General features: G+C 47.3%; 19 protein-coding genes. 11 read left to right on the top strand and 8 right to left on the bottom strand.

Annotated elements, in window-relative coordinates; genetic code table 11:
• Positions 1–28 precede the first annotated feature (28 nt).
• The 3 genes from purN to FD968_RS08660 are packed head-to-tail and all read left to right on the top strand — an operon-like array spanning position 29 to position 3,441.
• Complete coding sequence (gene purN, locus FD968_RS08670) at positions 29–658, top strand: phosphoribosylglycinamide formyltransferase (protein WP_215365593.1); 630 nt, start codon at positions 29–31, stop codon at positions 656–658.
• The gene (locus tag FD968_RS08665) at positions 655–2,199 is read left to right on the top strand and encodes an RsmB/NOP family class I SAM-dependent RNA methyltransferase (protein WP_251367557.1); all 1,545 of its coding nucleotides are present in this window, start codon (positions 655–657) and stop codon (positions 2,197–2,199) included. The genes purN and FD968_RS08665 overlap by 4 nt, the downstream gene beginning before the upstream one ends.
• 42 nt (positions 2,200–2,241) lie before the next feature.
• Positions 2,242–3,441 (top strand): acyl-CoA desaturase, encoded by a 1,200-nt coding sequence (locus FD968_RS08660; protein ID WP_215365591.1) that lies wholly within the window; start codon positions 2,242–2,244, stop codon positions 3,439–3,441.
• An 84-nt stretch (positions 3,442–3,525) separates the two neighbouring features.
• Here the strand turns inward: FD968_RS08660 and rpmG are convergent, their stop codons facing one another.
• The 3 genes from rpmG to radC form a co-directional block, all read right to left on the bottom strand.
• The gene (rpmG, locus tag FD968_RS08655; RefSeq protein WP_015421876.1) at positions 3,526–3,693 is read right to left on the bottom strand and encodes a 50S ribosomal protein L33; all 168 of its coding nucleotides are present in this window, start codon (positions 3,691–3,693) and stop codon (positions 3,526–3,528) included.
• Between the two features lie 11 nt (positions 3,694–3,704).
• Positions 3,705–3,938 carry a 50S ribosomal protein L28 gene (rpmB, locus tag FD968_RS08650; RefSeq protein ID WP_011903570.1) on the bottom strand — a complete coding sequence of 78 codons (234 nt, stop codon included), beginning with the start codon at positions 3,936–3,938 and terminating at the stop codon, positions 3,705–3,707.
• Between the two features lie 155 nt (positions 3,939–4,093).
• Positions 4,094–4,789 (bottom strand): DNA repair protein RadC, encoded by a 696-nt coding sequence (gene radC / locus FD968_RS08645; RefSeq protein ID WP_215365589.1) that lies wholly within the window; start codon positions 4,787–4,789, stop codon positions 4,094–4,096.
• Between the two features lie 30 nt (positions 4,790–4,819).
• On the opposite strand from radC, the gene FD968_RS08640 reads away from it, so the two are divergent.
• The 7 genes from FD968_RS08640 (at position 4,820) to FD968_RS08610 (ending at position 10,995) form a co-directional block, all read left to right on the top strand.
• Entirely contained in the window at positions 4,820–5,266 is a 447-nt protein-coding gene (locus tag FD968_RS08640) for a peptidylprolyl isomerase (RefSeq protein ID WP_215365588.1), read from the top strand.
• Between the two features lie 3 nt (positions 5,267–5,269).
• Complete coding sequence (ispH, locus tag FD968_RS08635; RefSeq protein WP_215365585.1) at positions 5,270–6,211, top strand: 4-hydroxy-3-methylbut-2-enyl diphosphate reductase; 942 nt, start codon at positions 5,270–5,272, stop codon at positions 6,209–6,211.
• A gap of 29 nt (positions 6,212–6,240) precedes the next feature.
• Positions 6,241–7,428, top strand: coding sequence for a branched-chain amino acid ABC transporter substrate-binding protein (locus tag FD968_RS08630; protein WP_215365583.1), 1,188 nt, complete (start codon positions 6,241–6,243; stop codon positions 7,426–7,428).
• 64 nt (positions 7,429–7,492) lie between these two features.
• Positions 7,493–8,428 carry a branched-chain amino acid ABC transporter permease gene (locus FD968_RS08625; protein ID WP_215365581.1) on the top strand — a complete coding sequence of 312 codons (936 nt, stop codon included), beginning with the start codon at positions 7,493–7,495 and terminating at the stop codon, positions 8,426–8,428.
• Between the two features lie 49 nt (positions 8,429–8,477).
• Entirely contained in the window at positions 8,478–9,509 is a 1,032-nt protein-coding gene (locus FD968_RS08620; RefSeq protein WP_215368125.1) for an ABC transporter ATP-binding protein, read from the top strand.
• Positions 9,509–10,282 (top strand): ABC transporter ATP-binding protein, encoded by a 774-nt coding sequence (locus FD968_RS08615; RefSeq protein WP_215365579.1) that lies wholly within the window; start codon positions 9,509–9,511, stop codon positions 10,280–10,282. Before FD968_RS08620 ends, FD968_RS08615 begins: the two co-directional genes overlap by 1 nt.
• Positions 10,282–10,995 carry an ABC transporter ATP-binding protein gene (locus tag FD968_RS08610; protein ID WP_215365577.1) on the top strand — a complete coding sequence of 238 codons (714 nt, stop codon included), beginning with the start codon at positions 10,282–10,284 and terminating at the stop codon, positions 10,993–10,995. Before FD968_RS08615 ends, FD968_RS08610 begins: the two co-directional genes overlap by 1 nt.
• 1 nt (position 10,996) lies before the next feature.
• Here the strand turns inward: FD968_RS08610 and FD968_RS08605 are convergent, their stop codons facing one another.
• Both FD968_RS08605 and FD968_RS08600 read right to left on the bottom strand, forming a co-directional pair.
• A complete protein-coding gene (locus tag FD968_RS08605; RefSeq protein ID WP_215365576.1) occupies positions 10,997–12,187 on the bottom strand; it encodes an acetylornithine transaminase in 1,191 nt (396 codons plus the stop codon).
• Positions 12,188–12,233: 46 nt separating this feature from the next.
• Positions 12,234–13,283 carry a CDP-6-deoxy-delta-3,4-glucoseen reductase gene (locus tag FD968_RS08600; RefSeq protein ID WP_215365574.1) on the bottom strand — a complete coding sequence of 350 codons (1,050 nt, stop codon included), beginning with the start codon at positions 13,281–13,283 and terminating at the stop codon, positions 12,234–12,236.
• A 27-nt stretch (positions 13,284–13,310) separates the two neighbouring features.
• Here FD968_RS08600 and FD968_RS08595 point away from each other — a divergent pair, with 27 nt between their 5' ends.
• On the top strand, positions 13,311–14,225 hold the full coding sequence (locus FD968_RS08595) for an SDR family oxidoreductase (RefSeq protein ID WP_251367556.1): 915 nt from the start codon (positions 13,311–13,313) through the stop codon (positions 14,223–14,225).
• On the opposite strand, the gene FD968_RS08590 is transcribed toward FD968_RS08595, so the two are convergent.
• The 3 genes from FD968_RS08590 to FD968_RS08580 all read right to left on the bottom strand — a co-directional run bounded on the left by FD968_RS08590 (position 14,188) and on the right by FD968_RS08580 (position 18,029).
• Complete coding sequence (locus FD968_RS08590; protein WP_215365572.1) at positions 14,188–15,960, bottom strand: glutamine--tRNA ligase/YqeY domain fusion protein; 1,773 nt, start codon at positions 15,958–15,960, stop codon at positions 14,188–14,190. The two genes, FD968_RS08595 and FD968_RS08590, sit on opposite strands and share 38 nt — an antisense overlap.
• Before the next feature lie 85 nt (positions 15,961–16,045).
• Positions 16,046–17,548, bottom strand: coding sequence for a tripartite tricarboxylate transporter permease (locus FD968_RS08585; RefSeq protein WP_215365570.1), 1,503 nt, complete (start codon positions 17,546–17,548; stop codon positions 16,046–16,048).
• Between the two features lie 19 nt (positions 17,549–17,567).
• Positions 17,568–18,029 carry a tripartite tricarboxylate transporter TctB family protein gene (locus FD968_RS08580; protein WP_215365568.1) on the bottom strand — a complete coding sequence of 154 codons (462 nt, stop codon included), beginning with the start codon at positions 18,027–18,029 and terminating at the stop codon, positions 17,568–17,570.
• Between the last annotated feature and the right edge of the window lie 63 nt (positions 18,030–18,092).

Below are 18,092 nucleotides of genomic sequence, written 5' to 3'. Positions count from 1 at the left end.
CAGGGTAGCCATCAATTATATTGTGGGCATGCTTTCTATCGTTACCTTAATCTCAGGCCGCGGATCGAATTTCGAGGCCATCGTCAAAACTGCTCAAAAAGAGCAATGGCCAGTCAAGTTTGCAGGGGTCATAGCCAATCACTCTGCGGCTAAAGGCCTTGATTTTGCTCGCTCACAGGGCATTCCAGCCTATGTCATTGAGCATAGGGAGCATGCTACTCGGGAGTCCTTTGATGCAGCTCTCACCCAGAAGATTGATGGGCTGGGGGCTGATTTGGTGGTTCTGGCGGGCTTTATGAGAATTCTGACTCCGGGCTTTATTCGTCATTTTGAGGGGCGTCTGATCAATATCCACCCAGCCCTTTTGCCGGCGTTTCCTGGTTTGCATACCCATGAGCGTGCTTTAGAGGCTGGTGTCAAAGAACACGGCGCCACAGTCCACTTCGTTAATGAAGGCGTAGATGAAGGGCCGATTATTTGTCAGGCCTCGGTTCCAGTGCTTGATGGCGACAATGCTGATACTTTAGCAGCGCGCGTTTTGACTGCCGAGCATCAGATTTACCCGCGGGCCGTAAAATGGTTCCTTGATGGACGATTGCGAATAGAAGGTAATCAAGTGAAGTTACAACCCCCAGAGTCGCAATTTTTTAAATTATGAGCGCAGAACGTCCTCCCCGAAAATCCGGCAATCGTTTAGGTGCACAAAAAAGTTACGCTGCGAAATCTAAAGATCCCTTGCGTCGTCCAGAGCGACGTAATGCGAGTGGCAATCTCATTGCGCCTGAAGGCCAGAAGAATTTTTCGAATGCGAAAGCATTGCCTCAACATGCAATTCATTTAGAGCGCTTGCTACCAGAATTGCTCAGTTTTGAGCAGCCAGCAGATCGAGTAGTGAGTCGCTATTTTCGCGCTGAACCGCAGCTCGGAAATCGCGATCGTGCCTTAATTGCAGAGAGTGCTTTTGCCATTCTGCGTCGTAAAAATGAGTTCTCTCAATTTGCTGTTAGTGGTGAAGGCTCTCAGGCTAGGCGCTTAGCCCTACTGGGTTTGCTGGCCGCTCTGTCTGAGGGTGGCCTGGGATCTGCGAACCGTGCAGAAAGTGCAATCGCAGATTTAGCACACGTTCTCAAGCCAGGTGAATATGAATGGTTACAGAGATTTCCAACGGTAGATCCTGCTGCGCTCAATCCTTTGGTGCGCAACAATTTACCTGAGTGGTTATGGGATGCATTTGGAAAATATCCTGGTGAAGAAGCGCGTGAAGAACTTGCTAAATCATTAATGCATCCTGCGCTATTGGACTTGCGTGCAAACACGATGAAAACCAATCGCGAAGAATTACTCGCGCAGATGAATGCCTTGGGTGGACGCTATCAAGCAATTCCAACTCCATATGCACCCGATGGTGTGCGCATCATGGGCAAGCCTGCCTTGCAAAATACTGCTGGCTTTAAAGCGGGTATGTTTGAAGTGCAAGATGAGGGTAGTCAGTTGTTGGCATATTTGCTCGCACCAAAGCGTGGTGAGATGGTTGTCGACTTCTGCGCTGGTGCCGGTGGCAAGACTTTGGCCATTGGAGCTTTAATGCGATCCACGGGACGACTTTATGCTTTCGATACGTCAGAGCGTCGTCTAGCTAATCTGAAGCCAAGACAAGCCCGTAGTGGCCTCTCTAACGTCCATCCCGTATGGATTGATAGTGAGAACGATGCCAAGATCAAACGCTTGGCTGGAAAGATTGATCGAGTCTTGGTTGATGCCCCTTGTAGTGGAATGGGTACCTTGCGCCGCAATCCTGACCTGAAATGGCGCCAAACCCCAGAAGGCGTCTTAGAACTGAATCAGAAACAAATGAGTATTTTGGGTTCAGCTGCTCGCTTACTAAAACCAGGCGGACGTCTGGTTTATGCGACTTGCAGTCTGTTGCCTCAAGAAAATCAGGCCATTGCAGAGGATTTCTTGGCAAAACACCCAGAGTTTGAGGTGGTTCCTGCTGCAGAGGCGCTTAAGCCATTGTTTCCTAAAGATAAATTGCCATTGGGATGCTCGCCAGACAACCCTTGGTGGCAGTTATGGCCCCATATTCATGGTACAGATGGCTTTTTTGGGGCGGTTTTCCAGAAAAAAGGCACCAAGCCCGAGAAGGTTGAAAAGCCAAAAACCCCAGAGATAGCGAAAGATAAGAACAAAAAGACCTAAAAAGCTCTAAAATAAGAGCTAATACTTAATTAGGATTCTCTTTTGAATACAGTTTCAAGCTCAGGTTTTGATTTATTCCTCAATTGGCTAGCCAATGGATATCTAGATTGGTCATGGTGGCAGATTACTCTGTTCACCTTGGCTGCTACCCATATTACGATCGCAGCGGTCACAATCTTTTTGCACCGCTGTCAGGCCCATCGCGCCTTAGATTTACACCCGATTGCTTCTCATTTCTTCCGTTTTTGGCTTTGGCTAACTACTGGCATGGTGACTAAGGAGTGGGCATCCATTCATCGTAAGCACCACGCAAAATGCGAAACCATAGACGATCCCCATAGCCCGCAAATTTTGGGAATTGGTACCGTTCTTTCTCGTGGCGCCGAACTTTATAAAAATGAAGCCAAGAATCAAGAGACGATGGAGAAGTTTGGTCATGGCACTCCAGATGATTGGCTCGAGCGCAATATCTACTCCAAGTTTTCTTGGCAGGGTGTTGCCATCATGCTCATCATCGACGTATTTTTGTTTGGCGGTATTGGCTTAACAGTGTGGGCAGTGCAAATGTTGTGGATCCCTATTACTGCAGCCGGCGTGATCAACGGTATTGGCCATTTCTGGGGCTATCGCAACTTTGATTGTGAAGATGCTTCTACCAATATTCTCCCGTGGGGCATATTGATTGGTGGTGAAGAGTTGCATAACAATCATCACACCTTTGCAACGAGCGCGAAGCTTTCTAACAAATGGTATGAGTTTGATATTGGTTGGCTCTACATTCAGATGATGAGTGCGGTGGGTTTGGCAACAGTGAAAAAAACTCCGCCTAAACCAGTGCTTAGTGATTTGCGTCCAGCAGATCAAAATACTTTAGAAGCCATCATTGCAAATCGTTATGAAATCATGGCGCGCTATAGCAAGACATTGCGTAACTTCTTTAGTAATGAAGTCCAGCATATGCAAGTACTTGCATCACATTTAAGCGATGCCCGCACTTGGTTAGTGAAGGATGAGTCTCGCCTGAGTGAGGAAGAAAAGGCTAAGCTAGAAGAGCTCATAGCGAGTAATGCACAGTTGCGCAAGATGATTGAGATGCGCCGTGAGCTACAAGCAATTTGGGGTCGCTCTAGCGCCACCAGAGAACAATTGGTTTCTCAGTTGCATGCTTGGTGTCAGCGCGCTGAAGATAGTGGTTTAACCAGCTTGCGTGAGTTCTCATTGAGATTACGTCGTTACGCTTAAAAAATATAAACAAGCAAAAAAACCAAAAGATTTAGGCAATAAAAAACCCGCTACTAAGCGGGTTTTTTATTTGCTGTAAGTGAATTACTTCAACTTTGTTTCTTTGTAAGCAACGTGCTTGCGAATTGTTGGATCAAATTTCATGATCTCCATTTTCTCAGGCTTTGTACGCTTATTTTTTGAAGTGGTATAGAAGTGACCAGTACCTGCTGATGACTCTAACTTGATTTTTTCTCTGCCGCCTTTAGCCATTTGTGCGCTCCTTAAATTTCGCCACGTGCACGCAGATCAGACAACACAGCATCGATGCCGTTCTTGTCGATAACGCGCAAACCAGCATTGGTTAAGCGCAAGCTAATCCAGCGGTTCTCAGATTCAACCCAGAAACGACGGTTTTGCAAATTCGGCAAAAAGCGACGCTTCGTTTTATTGTTTGCATGGGATACATTGTTGCCAACCATCGGCTTCTTCCCAGTGACTTGGCAAACTTTTGCCATGACATAACTCCATTAATTGCGAAAAAAGAAGATTGTATCAGTCAAAGCCTATTTTGGGCTAGCCCTTATTAGGATTGGTCTTTGGGCAAGGCGCTTAAATTCGTTAGAAATACGGGCAAAATCCCCAGATATTCCATATAAGTTAGTATTTACTATCAATTTTTATCAATATTCATAAGGCCTGACTCGGAAAAAGAGAAAAAACCACTATTGCTGACGATGCAATGGTCTAGGAGTGGAATATCCACCAATTGAAGGGCCTTCGTCAGGGTTTTGGTTAGCTCTTGGTCAGCCGTGCTCGGCAAGGGATTGCCACTTGGGTGATTGTGGGCCACGATCATGGCGCTGGCGTTTCTGGCTAGGGCCTCTTTGAGGATTTCTCGGGGATAGACGGCAGTTTGGGTAATCGAGCCCCTAAAAAGCTCTTGGCACTCGATGAGTTGTAGTTTTGAGTCTAGATAAAGACAGACAAAGACCTCATGAGGGAGCCCTCCAATTTTGGCTTGTAGAAACTCCTTAACGTGGCCTGGAGAGGAAAAAATGGAGCCCTGAGCCAGCGTGTCTTCGAGGCTGCGCTTCACTAGCTCATAAGCCGCCTGTATTTGAGACCATTTTGAAATCCCCATTCCATGTATACGGATGAATTCCTCGGGGGTGCTGGCTAAGAGGCGCGGAAGGTTGCCAAAGTGGCAAAGCACATCATTGGCCAAAGTAACTGCGCTTTTACCTTTAACGCCTACCCGCAAAAAGATGGCAAGTAATTCAGCATCTGTGAGGCAACGAGCCCCATATAAACGAAGCTTTTCTCGAGGCTGTTCATTTTTGGGCCAATTTGGGATCGGGGAATCCATTGCCGGCGCAGGGCTGGATACAATTACCTTATGACTAAGCTTTCCGTTTTGCCCAACTCCTACCTGACCCTCAACTATCGGCTCACTTTGCCTAACGGGGATGATTACATCAATACTTTTGTTGATCGTCCTGCGACGGTTTTGATGGGCTCTGGTCAATTTGCGCCTTGCTTTGAAAAAGTGTTGTTAGGACTGGGTGTTGGGGATAAAAAAAGTGCCTTGTTACCGCCCGAAGAAAGTTTTGGTGAGCGTAAAGAAGAGTTAGTTCAATGGGTTTCTTTGAAGGCTCTTAAAGAGGGCCGTGATGAAGACGTGGAATTTAATCCTGGTGATGTCATTGAATTTAATGCGCCAGGCGGTGCGCAATACGCTGGTGTTCTGCAGTCGATTAATGAAGAGGGCGCATGGTTTGATTTCAATCACCCCCTGGCTGGAAGAGAAGTTACTTTCGAGGCGCAGATTGTTGCCATTCTTTAATACATGAGCACACCAGATACCGCTGAAATTTTGATGGCACAACCCCGCGGTTTTTGTGCGGGTGTTGATCGTGCAATCAATATCGTGAATGAAGCACTGACACGCTTTGGTGCGCCCATCTATGTGCGCCATGAAATTGTTCACAATGCCTACGTTGTTAATGAGTTGCGCAATAAGGGCGCCGTCTTTGTGGAAGAGTTGCATGAAGTTCCGAAGGGCGGCATCGTCGTATTCAGTGCTCACGGCGTCTCTCAAGAGGTGCGTACAGAGGCCGAGCAACGTGGCTTGCAAGTGTATGACGCGACTTGCCCATTGGTAACCAAGGTGCATCTTGAGGTCATTAAGATGTGCAAAGAAGGTTTCACGGTCCTGATGATTGGCCATGCAGGTCACCCTGAAGTTGAGGGCACGATGGGGCAGGTGAAGGAGGGAGTCTTCCTAATTGAAAAAGTAGCTGACGTTGCTAATTTATTCTTTCCAGATGACCAGAAAATTGCTTTTGTAACGCAAACGACTTTGTCAGTAGACGAGACCAAAGAGATTGTTGAAGCGCTCACTCAAAAATTTCCCAACATTGTTAAGCCACGCAAGCAAGATATTTGTTACGCCACTCAGAATCGTCAAGATGCCGTGAAATTTATGGCGCCACAAGTGGAAGTGGTCATTGTGGTGGGGAGTGCAGCAAGTTCGAACTCTAATCGTTTGCGTGAATTGTCAGAAAAATTAGGCGTTCCATCCTATATGGTTGATGCACCCGAGCAACTCAAGCCAGAATGGTTTGTAGGCAAAAAGCGTGTGGGTTTAACTGCTGGTGCTTCAGCCCCTGAGAGTCTGGCGCAATCTATTGTTGCCCGAATTCAAGAATTTGGCCCCCGCAGTGTGCGTGCCCTATCAGGCGTGGTGGAGGATGTCACCTTCTCTTTGCCTAAAAATTTAGTTGACTGAAATATTGATTCATAACAAAGGAGCCGTAGATGATTAATTCAAAAGCGTCAAAAGTGAATTTAATGAAAAGTGCTATTGCCTTGTCGGCAGCGACATTAATGCTGGTCGGTTGTGGCAAGGGTGGGGATAAGACAGCAGCTACTCCCGCGGATGGAATTGAGGTCAAGATTGGTCACGTAGCCCCATTAACTGGCCCTATCGCTCACTTGGGTAAAGATAACGAGAATGGCGCACGTTTGGCGCTTGAGGAAATCAATAAAGCTGGTTTGACGATTGATGGCAAGAAAGTGGTTCTGACTTTAGTTCCTGAAGATGATGCTGAAGATCCAAAAACAGCGACGCAAGTTGCGCAAAAGTTAGTAGATGCAAAAGTGGTTGGCGTGGTCGGCCACTTAAACTCTGGCACTAGTATTCCTGCTTCAAAAATCTATAGCGATGCAGGTATTACCCAGATCTCTCCATCTGCCACTAATCCTGATTACACCAAGCAAGGCTTTAAAACAACCTATCGTCTTGTAGCAACGGACGCTCAACAGGGACCAGCCTTAGCTGATTATGTTGTGAAGACTTTGAAGGCAAAGACTGTAGCCATCATTGATGACTCTACCCAATACGGGAAAGGTTTGGCTGATGAGTTTGAGAAAACAGTAAAGGCTGCTGGCTTAAAGGTAGTGACGCGTGAAGCTAGCAACAATAAGGCAACCGACTTCAAGGCTATTCTGACCAAAATTAAAGGCAGCAAACCGGACGTCATTATGTATGGCGGCATGGATGCGACTGGCGGTCCTCTCACAAAGCAAGCTGCTGAATTGGGTATTAAAGCCAAGATTATTGGTGGCGATGGCATGTGTACTGAGAAGCTGGCTGAATTGGCTGGTGATGCAGTTGTGAATGTCACTTGTTCTGAGGCTGGTAAGGCGCTATCTAAGATGGCCCAAGGTGCCGACTTCCAGAAGCGTTACAAAGAGCGCTTTAATTCAGATGTTCAAATCTACGCACCATTTACTTATGATGCAGTCTATGTATTGGTTGATGCCATGAAGCGCGCCAACTCTACTGATCCAGCGAAGATTTTGGTTGTCATGCCAGACACCAAGATGAATGGCTTGGTAGGTAATATTGCCTTTGATAACAAAGGCGACATGAAGGAGGGCGTTATTACGCTTTACGACTTCAAAGATAAAAAGAAAACTGTTCTTGACGTCATCAATATGTAAGGAACATGAAAAGGGCGCCGCAAATGCGGTGCTCTTTTTTTTGTACCTCTTCTTAAATTCTTGAATGGATATATTTCTCCAGCAGATCATTAATGGCTTAGTGCTCGGTAGCATTTATGCTTTGATCGCCTTGGGCTACACCATGGTCTACGGTGTACTGGGGATTATTAACTTTGCGCATGGTGAGGTATTGATGATCGGGGCTATGGTCTCGCTCTCATTACTGCGCGTGATTTTGAATTTGACGAGCGATTTACCGGGTTGGCTCACTTTGTTAATTGTGTTGCCGGTGACTATGGCTGTCTGTGCAGGCTTAAGTTATTGGATCGAGCGTATTGCCTATAGGCCGTTGCGCAATGCGCCACGTTTGGCTCCTTTGATTTCTGCAATTGGTATGTCAATCTTGTTGCAAACCATTGCGATGTTGATTTGGTCTAGAAATCCAATGACCTATCCGCAATTATTACCATCAAGCCCCATTGAATTGGGTACTACTGGTGCCACGATTACCGGTAAAGAGATTGTGATCATTGTGGTGGCATTTGCAGTGATGTGTGGGTTATTGTTCTTGGTCGAGAAAACCAAACTTGGTAGAGCAATGCGCGCTACCGCTGAGCAAACTCAAATTGCTTCCCTCATGGGCGTTAATCCAAACCGTGTCATCTCGATTACCTTCATGTTGGGTGGTGCTTTGGCTGGATTAGCTGGCGTGATGATTGCTAGCAACTATGGCAACGTGCACTTTTATATGGGCTTTATTCCGGGCTTAAAAGCCTTTACTGCAGCAGTATTGGGCGGGATCGGCAATTTGCAAGGTGCAATGCTTGGAGGTTTACTCCTCGGTTTAATTGAATCTTTAGGGGCTGGCTATATTGGCGAGCTTACCGGAGGTGTCTTTGGCTCGAACTACCAAGATATTTTTGCTTTCTTGGTATTGATCATGGTGCTGGTCTTGCGTCCGACTGGCTTATTAGGTGAGAAGGTTTCGGATCGTGCTTAAGAACCTTGTCTCAAATCATTTGAGTCGATCTACATACCTCTGGCTCGGTATGCTTGCTTTAGTTCTTTTACCTTGGGTTGTGGGTGCTGGTGGTGGGAACTATTGGGTGCGCGTCCTGGATTTTGCTTTGCTCTACATCGTCTTAGCTTTAGGTCTGAATGTGGTCGTAGGTTTTGCGGGACTCTTGGACCTGGGTTACATCGCCTTTTATGCATTGGGGGCTTATAGCTATGCCTTACTAGCTTCGCCACACTTACCTCAGCATTTTGAAACCATCTCCTCTGCGTTTCCGCAGGGGATGCATTTTTCTCCTTGGATGGTGGCGGTATTCTCGATTGTTTTGGCGGCACTTTTCGGGATTATTTTGGGCTTGCCAACCTTGCAATTGCGCGGGGATTATTTAGCAATTGTCACTTTAGGCTTCGGTGAAATTATTCGCATCTTCATGAATAACCTCGATCGCCCCTTGAATCTGACGAATGGTCCCAAAGGCATTACAGCGATTGATCCGATTCAGATGTTTGGCATTTCATTTACGAAGCCGCTAGATTTGGGGTTTGTGCAGATCCCCGCTTTGTATTTGGTGTTCTATCTTTTTCTTGCCTTAGCTATTGCTGTCACGATAGTGTGCCTGCACTTACAGAACTCTCGTATTGGGCGTGCTTGGGTGGCTATTCGTGAAGATGAGATTGCCGCTAAAGCGATGGGCATTAATACCCGCAATATGAAGCTGCTGGCCTTTGCAATTGGCGCTTCATTTGCTGGTGTTGCAGGCGTTCTATTTTCTGCCTTCCAAGGATTTGTATCGCCTGAGTCATTCACTCTCTGGGAATCGATTGTTGTTCTGGCGATGGTGGTCCTAGGTGGTATAGGTCATATACCTGGTGTGATCTTGGGCGCTATTGTCTTAGCGGTCTTTCCAGAAATTTTGCGCGGAGTTGCTGAGCCAGTTCAGAAGGTACTCTTTGGTCATGTGATTGTGGATGTCGAAGTGATCAGGCAGTTAATTTATGGCTTAGCACTAATTCTGATCATGCTATATCGCCCTGGCGGCATTTGGAAAAAAGGGGGAGGCAAATAATGTCTGCTCACTTATTGCTTGATGTCACCGATGTTTCTAAACGCTTTGGCGGTGTCCAGGCTTTAGATTCTGTTGGCCTGCAAGTACCGCATGGAACTATCGTTGGTTTAATTGGCCCTAATGGTGCGGGTAAGACCACGTTCTTCAATGTCATTACTGGACTTTATCCAGCCGATTCAGGAATCTTTTTGTTTGATGGCAGCGCTTACTTTCCGGAATCTGTTTCAGAGGTTACTAAAGCTGGTTTAGCAAGAACCTTCCAGAATATTCGCCTCTTTGGGGAAATGTCTGTGCTAGAGAATGTGATGGTGGGATGTCATTGCCGCTCTCATGCAGGGCTCTTGGGGGCAATCTTTCGTTTTCCAGCCACTCAGCGTGAGGAGAGCATGATTCGCGAGAAATCACTCGCATTGCTCGCTTATGTGGGATTAAGTAACTATGCAGACATGCAGGCGCGCAATCTTTCATACGGACATCAACGTCGTCTCGAGATTGCGAGAGCCTTGGCGACTGAGCCCAAGCTTTTAGCCTTAGATGAGCCAGCTGCTGGAATGAACGCTACTGAAAAATTGGAGCTACGTGAATTGTTATTACGCATTCGCGCAGATGGCAAAACGATTCTCCTGATTGAGCATGACGTCAGTTTGGTGATGGGTATTTGTGACAACCTTACCGTGTTGGATTATGGCAAGGTGATTGCGGCAGGCAAGCCTGCCGACGTGCGTATGCATCCTGAAGTAATCAAGGCTTACCTTGGTCAGGGGGCAGCATAATGAGCGCCTTACTTCAAGTGCAAGACCTCAAGGTGGCCTATGGCGGTATTAATGCCGTCAAGGGAATTGATCTGCATGTAAATCAAGGAGAGTTGGTGGCTTTGATTGGTGCGAATGGAGCTGGCAAGAGTTCAAGCCTGAAAGCGATTGCGGGTTTGTTAACTCCAGCATCTGGCGTGATTGATTTCAATCACCAGAACACCTATCAATTGCCTGCCTATGCGTTAGTGAAGCTGGGTCTAGGTCTGGTGCCCGAGGGGCGTGGCGTATTTAAGCGCATGACCATTTTGGAAAATTTACAGATGGGCGCTTTCCTCAAAACCGATACGAAAGCCATCAACCTTAAGTTAGATGAAGTGTTCTCTTATTTTCCAAGGTTGAAAGAGCGACTTTCTCAATTGGCTGGAACGCTATCGGGCGGCGAGCAGCAAATGGTAGCAATGGGTAGGGCAATGATGGCTGAGCCCAAACTTTTGTTATTAGATGAGCCATCCATGGGCCTATCCCCCATCATGGTGGAAACGATTTTTGATGTGATTCGCAATCTCTCGGCAAGTGGGATGACAATTTTGTTAGTCGAGCAAAATGCCCGCTTGGCCTTGCAGATGGCTGATCGTGCTTATGTGATGGAGAGCGGTTTAATTACCTTGACTGGCCCAGGACAAGAGTTACTCCAAGATCCGAGGGTGCGGACCGCTTATTTAGGCGAATAGCTTAGGCAGTTTCTTTGAGTAATTCGCGCAGCATATTGCACATCTGACGAATTTCATCGTCACTGACATTTAATGCCGGCATAAAGCGTAATAGATTTGGTCTTGGGGAGTTAATCAAAAGACCTTCAGGGCTACGTTCACGAGCGAGCTCTACTAACTTGGCCCCAATATCTTTACCTAACATCAGCGCGCGCAACAAGCCCTCACCCCGTTCACCTTCAAGATTGAATTCATTGGAGAGTTTGAGCAATTCTGATTTGAGTAATTCGCCTTTGGCTTTTACGCTATCTAAAAATCCTGGTGCTAGTAATTGTTCAATGACGCTGATGCCTACTGCGGTCATGAGAGGGTTGCCGTTATAAGTGCCGCCTTGATCGCCTGGGACAAAGCAAGCGACTGCATCGGTTGCCATCAGGGCTGCCAAAGGAACGCCACCACCAATGCCTTTACCTAGGGTCATGATGTCAGGCTCGATACCGTATTGCTGATAAGCAAAGAGGGTGCCTGTACGGCCACAGCCAGCTTGGACTTCGTCGGCAATCAAAAGGATGTTGTTGTCTTTGGTGAACTTGCGCAACTCCCGCATAAATTCTTTAGTTGTAGGAATAACGCCGCCTTCGCCCTGAACAGGTTCGAGCATCACTGCAACGGTTTTATCCGTCACCAACTTCTTCACAGAATCTAAATCATTCAAATCTGCTTTAGGAAAGCCAGGCACTTGCGGGGCAAACATTGTGTCCCAGTTTGGCTTACCAGAGGCGCTCATAGTGGCTAATGTACGACCATGAAAACTGTGGTCAAACGTAATAATTTCAAAGGCGCCATTTTTATGCAGTTGGCCCCATTTGCGCGCTAACTTAATTGCCCCTTCATTAGCTTCAGCGCCGCTGTTAGCAAAAAAGACTTTGTTAAAGCAACTATTGGCAGTCAGTAAATTGGATAAGCCAATCATCGGCTCGTTGTAAAACGCTGGGCTTGGGTTGATCAACTTCTTAGCTTGCTCATTGAGTGCAGCGATCATTCCTGGATTGCTATGACCCAAGCAATTGACTGCCCAGCCTTGTAAGAAATCTAGATAGCGTTTGCCGTTGTTATCCGTTAACCATGAGCCAACTCCCTCAACCATCACCACCTCTGGGCGTTGAGTAATAAACATGACTGAGTGAGTATCAATAGGGGCTGGTTTGTTCATGCTAGGTTCGGTTAATTCAAGCTAATTAGGTTTCTATTATCTAACGTTATGGGAATTCATTTGCGACCAAATCTGCCGCGTTGGTGAATGAGTCCGCAAAGAACTCTTCCTCGGGCAGATGGCACTTGGCAGAGAAGTCATTTCGGGCCGCATTGACCATGACAGGGGCTCCACAGGCGTAGACCTGGAAGTCCTTAAGGCTAGGGTGGTCATCTATCACGGCTTGGTGCACAAAGCCTGTACGACCCCGCCAAGCATCCTCAGGTGTTCCATCTGAAATCACCGGAATGTATTTGAAGTTCGGGATGGTTTGCTCCCAGGTTCTGCACAGATCATTGAGATATAGATCATTGGGGCGACGACCACCCCAGTAGAGCTCCACCGGCCGATCAATCTTCTTCGCTTGCATCTGCTCAACGATAGATTTGATCGGAGCAAAGCCTGTGCCAGCAGCCACAAAAATAATGGGCTTCTGTGAGTCTTCTCTTAGGAAGAAGCTACCTAAAGGGCCTTCAAAGCGAAGGATATCTTTTTCTTTTAAGGCTGGTGTGACGGCAGCAAATACGAAGTCGGTAAATAGCCCGCCCGGTAAGTGACGAATATGCAGCTCCAATGGACCCTCTTGCTCAGGAGCATTGGCGATCGAGTAGGCGCGACGTTGCCCATCCTTTAAGAGAAATTCGAGGTACTGACCTGCCAAGAACTGAAAGCGTTCAGCAGCCGGGAGTTGTAGCCTCAAGATGGCTACATCCTCGCTGGGCTTGTGGATGGTGTTGACGCGACAGGGCACCTTACGAATTGCAATATCGCCGGCGCCTTGGACTTCACGGGCTTCAATGAGTAGATCGGTTTGAGGGTGCGAGCAGCAAAATAAGATGCCGCCTGCGGTTTCATCGGTCTTGCTTAGGGCGCTCTCGCTATGTTGACCATGGCGGATTTGGCCCTCTAAAACTTTGCCCTTACAGGAGCCACAAGCACCATTTTTACAGCCATAAGGAAGCTTGATGCCTTGGCGAAGAGCGGCCTCCAGGACGGTTTCATCCTGGGTAACAGTAAATTGTTTGCCGCTCGTTTTGAGCGTGACCTGATAAGACACTCTCATTCCTTTCAATAAATCGTTACGATGTCACTTATGCAATCTTTTGGTAAACCTTCAATCCTGATTATTGGCTGCGGTGACATTGGTCTTCGGGTAGCAAAACAGCTTTCCCGTAGTCATCGAGTTTTTGCGCTCACTTCTTCGCAAAATCGTTTTCAGGAGTTGAGGGAGGTTGGCGCGATTCCAATGTTGGGTAATCTGGATCATCCAGAAACTCTATGGCGTCTATCCGGTTTAGCTCAAACCGTCATTCATCTAGCGCCACCCCAAAACCAAGGAAATCGTGATTGCCGAACCCGCAACCTATTGAGAATTTTAGCCCAAGGATCTCAGGTCGTCAGGCGCCTGATCTACATCAGCACTACTGGTGTGTATGGGGATCACCGAGGTGCCAAAGTGAGCGAGGCAACCCCAGTCAGCCCTCAAAGTGAGCGGGCACAGAGAAGGGTAGATGCAGAGCGAGTCTTGCGTTTATGGGGCCCTGCTCATGGCGTAGCGGTGACTATTTTGCGTGTCCCTGGAATCTATGCTGCTGACCGTTTGCCCATTGAGCGTTTGCAATCTAAAACTCCAGCACTATTGCCTGAAGAAGATTCGTACTCGAACCATATTCATAGTGATGATCTGGCGCGCTTGGTTTGTGCCGCGGTCTATCACGGTAAACCGCAGAGAGTCATTAACACCTGTGATGGTGGTGAAACCAAGATGGGCGATTATTTTGATGAAGTGGCTGATGCGTTTGGTTTGGATAGGCCGCCTCGCATGCCCGCTAGTGAGTTGCAAAAAATAGTAAACCCCATGCTCTGGTCATTTATGCGGGAATCCAGACGAGTTACGAATACTCGATTGCATGAGCTAAAAACCCCGCTACGTTATCCTAGCGTGGCGGATTTTCTGAAGACTACTTCCAAGAATCCTTCAGGCCGACTGTACGATTAAATACAGGCTTGCCAGGCTTGGAGTCTGCTTTATCGGCAATAAAGTAGCCATGACGTTCGAACTGAAAACGATCTTCAGCTTTGGTATCTTTCATGCAGGGCTCTAAGTAAGCAGAAATCGTTTCTTTAGAATTTGGATTAATTGCATCTAAGAAATTCTTATCACCGCTATCGGGATGAGGATCAGTAAAGAGGTGATCGTAGAGGCGAACCTCAGTTGGAATCGCTTCGGCAGCGCTGATCCAGTGAATGTTGCCCTTCACCTTATAGTTATTGGAGCCAGGGGTGCCGCTCTTACTATCAGGGAAGTGGGTCACATTGACTTGGATGACATTACCGGCTGCATCGGTCTCAAAGCCTGTGCACTCCACCACAAAGCCATGACGTAAGCGCACGCGGCTACCAGGTTGATCACCAATTGGCGGATAGAGTCTAAAGAAACCCTTGATCGGCTCTTTCATAAAGTCATCGGCTTCAATCCACAGTTCACGCGTGAAGTTAAATTCACGATTGCCCCATTCGGGATGATTTGGATGGCGTGGTGCTGAGCATGGCTCTTTTGCAGCAACATCAAAATTGTCTACTACGAGCTTGAGCGGCTTTAATACTGCGGTCGCTCGTGGTGCCCTGGCTTCAAGGTCATCACGTAAGGCTTGATCGAGCGTGCTCATGTCAATCCAGCTATCCGCTTTAGAGACGCCAATACGTTCGCAGAATAAGCGAATACTTTCTGGGGTGTAACCACGACGCCGGATGCCGACAATTGTTGGCATCCGTGGATCATCCCAACCATCCACATGTTTTTCTTCAACGAGTTGCAATAGTTTGCGTTTACTGGTGATGGTGTAAGTCAGATTAAGACGTGCGAATTCGTATTGATGTGGCACAGGATCTTTAAAGACGCCCAGCTCTTTTAATGAGCTCACAATCCAGTCATAGAGCGGACGATTGTTCTCAAATTCTAGGGTGCAAATAGAGTGAGAGACGTTCTCGAGTGCATCGGAAATGCAATGAGTGAAGTCATAGAGCGGATAGATGCACCATTTGCTTCCAGTGCGGTGGTGGTCGGTATGGCGAATCCGGTAGACCACTGGGTCACGCATCACGATATTGGGATGCGCCATATCAATTTTCAGGCGCAGGACATGTTCACCATCTTTGAACTTACCATCACGCATTTCGCGAAAGAGGGCAAGATTTTCTTCTGGACTACGGTCACGATAAGGGCTATTTTTTCCAGTCTGTCCAAAATTACCGCGATTGGTATGAATGTCATCAGCACTTTGACTATCGACATAGGCCTTACCATTCTGAATCAGAATTTCAGCAAATTCATAAAGACGATCAAAGTAATCGCTAGCGTGATAAAGATGTGTGCCCCAATCAAAGCCGAGCCATTTCACGGCATCCAAAATGCTATCGGCGTACTCAATATCTTCTTTGACAGGGTTGGTGTCATCCAGACGCATATTACAACGTGCGCCACCATCCTGATGGTTGTAATCAGCTGCTAAACCAAAGTTGAGGCAAATACTTTTTGCGTGACCAATATGTAAATAACCGTTTGGTTCTGGCGGAAAGCGCGTAATGATGGCTGGGATGGGTTCGCCAGCTAAATTGGTGCGCTGAGAAAAAGCACCACTTGCTAAGTCATGATCAATGATCTGACGTAAAAAGTTGGAAGGCTCGGCGACTGCGCCAGCGGCTACTTTAGAGGACTTGCTATCTTGGGACATAGCCACATTGTAGAGAAAACCCCAAGACCCATAAAGAAAAAGCCCGCAAACTGCTGCGGGCTCGTTCCTGTTAGGCCTCAGAGAATCAGTCTTCGACGAATGCCTCTTCGCGAGTCTTCTTCACTGCTGGCAGGGCCACGATCACTACCAAGAGGGCTGCAGCAATCAGCAATCCCAAGGACAGTGGGCGGGTTACAAAGGTTGTGAAATCACCGCGAGACAGGAGCAATGCACGACGGAAATTCTCTTCCATCATCGGTCCGAGCACGAAGCCCAAGAGCAATGGGGGAGGTTCGCAACCTAGTTTGAAGAAGAGGTAGCCAATCAAGCCAAAGCCTGCAGTTACATAAACGTCAAACACAGTGTTGTTCACGGTGTACACGCCGATGCAGCAGAACACCAAAATTGCTGGGTAGAGAAAGCGATAAGGAATCTTCAAGAGCTTTACCCAAATACCAATGAGGGGCAAGTTCAAGAGAATCAACATCACGTTACCAATCCACATAGAAGCAATCAGACCCCAGAACAATGCTGGGTTGCTGGTCATCACTTGTGGACCTGGTTGAATGTTATGAATGGTCATCGCACCAACCATCAAGGCCATCACCGCATTTGGCGGAATACCGAGTGTGAGTAATGGAATGAATGAGGTTTGGGCTGCAGCATTATTTGCTGACTCAGGACCCGCAACGCCTTCAATCGCACCCTTACCAAACTCATGGCTAAATTTAGAGGACTTTTTCTCAACAGAGTAAGCGCCGAACGCAGCCAATGCCGCACCGCCACCTGGCAAGATTCCCAAGATGGAGCCGATGGTTGTGCCGCGCAAGATCGATGGAATCATGCGCTTAATGTCTTGCTTGGTTGGAATCATCGTGGTCATCTTGTTCAAGAAGCCTTCGTCATCGCCAGATTTCTCAAGGTTGCCCATGATTTCTGCGAAACCGAATACACCCATCGCAACTGCTACGAAGCCAATACCGTCACTCAATTCAGGAATGTCGAAGGCATAGCGTGATACACCGGAGTTCACGTCGGTGCCGATTAAGCCCATTAATAGGCCCAAGATGATCATGCCGATTGCCTTGATCAAGGATCCAGATGCCAATACCACTGCACCAATCAATCCCAAAACCATCAGCGAGAAATATTCTGCAGGACCAAACTTAAAGGCGAGTTGTGAGAGTGGTGCAGCAAAAGCCGCCAACACTAAGGTTGCTACGCAACCTGCAAAGAATGAACCCATACCGGCTGTAAACAGTGCCACACCTGCACGGCCATTTCGGGCCATTTGATAGCCGTCAATCGCCGTCACCACCGAGGACGTTTCCCCTGGGATATTGAGCAAAATCGCAGTAGTGGATCCGCCATATTGTGAGCCGTAGTAAATACCAGCCAACATAATCAATGCAGCGATTGGAGGTAGTGCGTAAGTTGCTGGCAAGAGCATCGCAATCGTAGCGATAGGACCAAGACCAGGCAAAACGCCAATCAGGGTTCCCAAGATACAGCCGATTAAGCAATACAAGAGATTTTGGAGTGTGAACGCGGTATCGAAACCGAGAGCTAAGTTAGCAAATAAATCCATTTTTCAGAGTCCCGTTTCGTTATTGTTGTAGGAATACAGGCAGGAGTGGGAACTGAAGTTTCAGACCCATTACAAAGACTGAATAAGTAAAGGCTACGAGGAAGCTCGCATTAATCAACGAACCTTTCCAAGTAAATTCTTTGCTGGCGCTGGCAGACACTAAAACCAGAACAACAACAGCAATTAAGAAACCCATTCTTGGTAATAACAAGCCGTACAGAACAACGGATCCAGTAATCTGGGCAATGATTCTCCAGTTGAACTTGGGGATAGCTTCGATAGCAGCTTTAGCGCTCAGAGACTGAAGCAGAACCAATAGGCCCAAAGCTGTCATTAAGATGCCGAGACAAAATGGGAAATAACCTGGGCCCATTTTGGCAGCCGTACCCATGGGGTAATTGGTCGCTACGATGGTGAAGAAGAGGCCGATGACCATATACATGACCCCCGCCCCAAAATCCCGTTGATTGCGAATTTTCAAGTTGCTCTCCTTGTTTGTCGACTTAAGTGCTTAAGTGCCGATTTTTATTAATGTTGTGGGATT

Source organism: Polynucleobacter sp. AP-Titi-500A-B4 (genome assembly GCF_018688095.1).
Taxonomy (GTDB): domain Bacteria; phylum Pseudomonadota; class Gammaproteobacteria; order Burkholderiales; family Burkholderiaceae; genus Polynucleobacter.
This window is presented reverse-complemented; position numbering and strand designations above follow the sequence as displayed.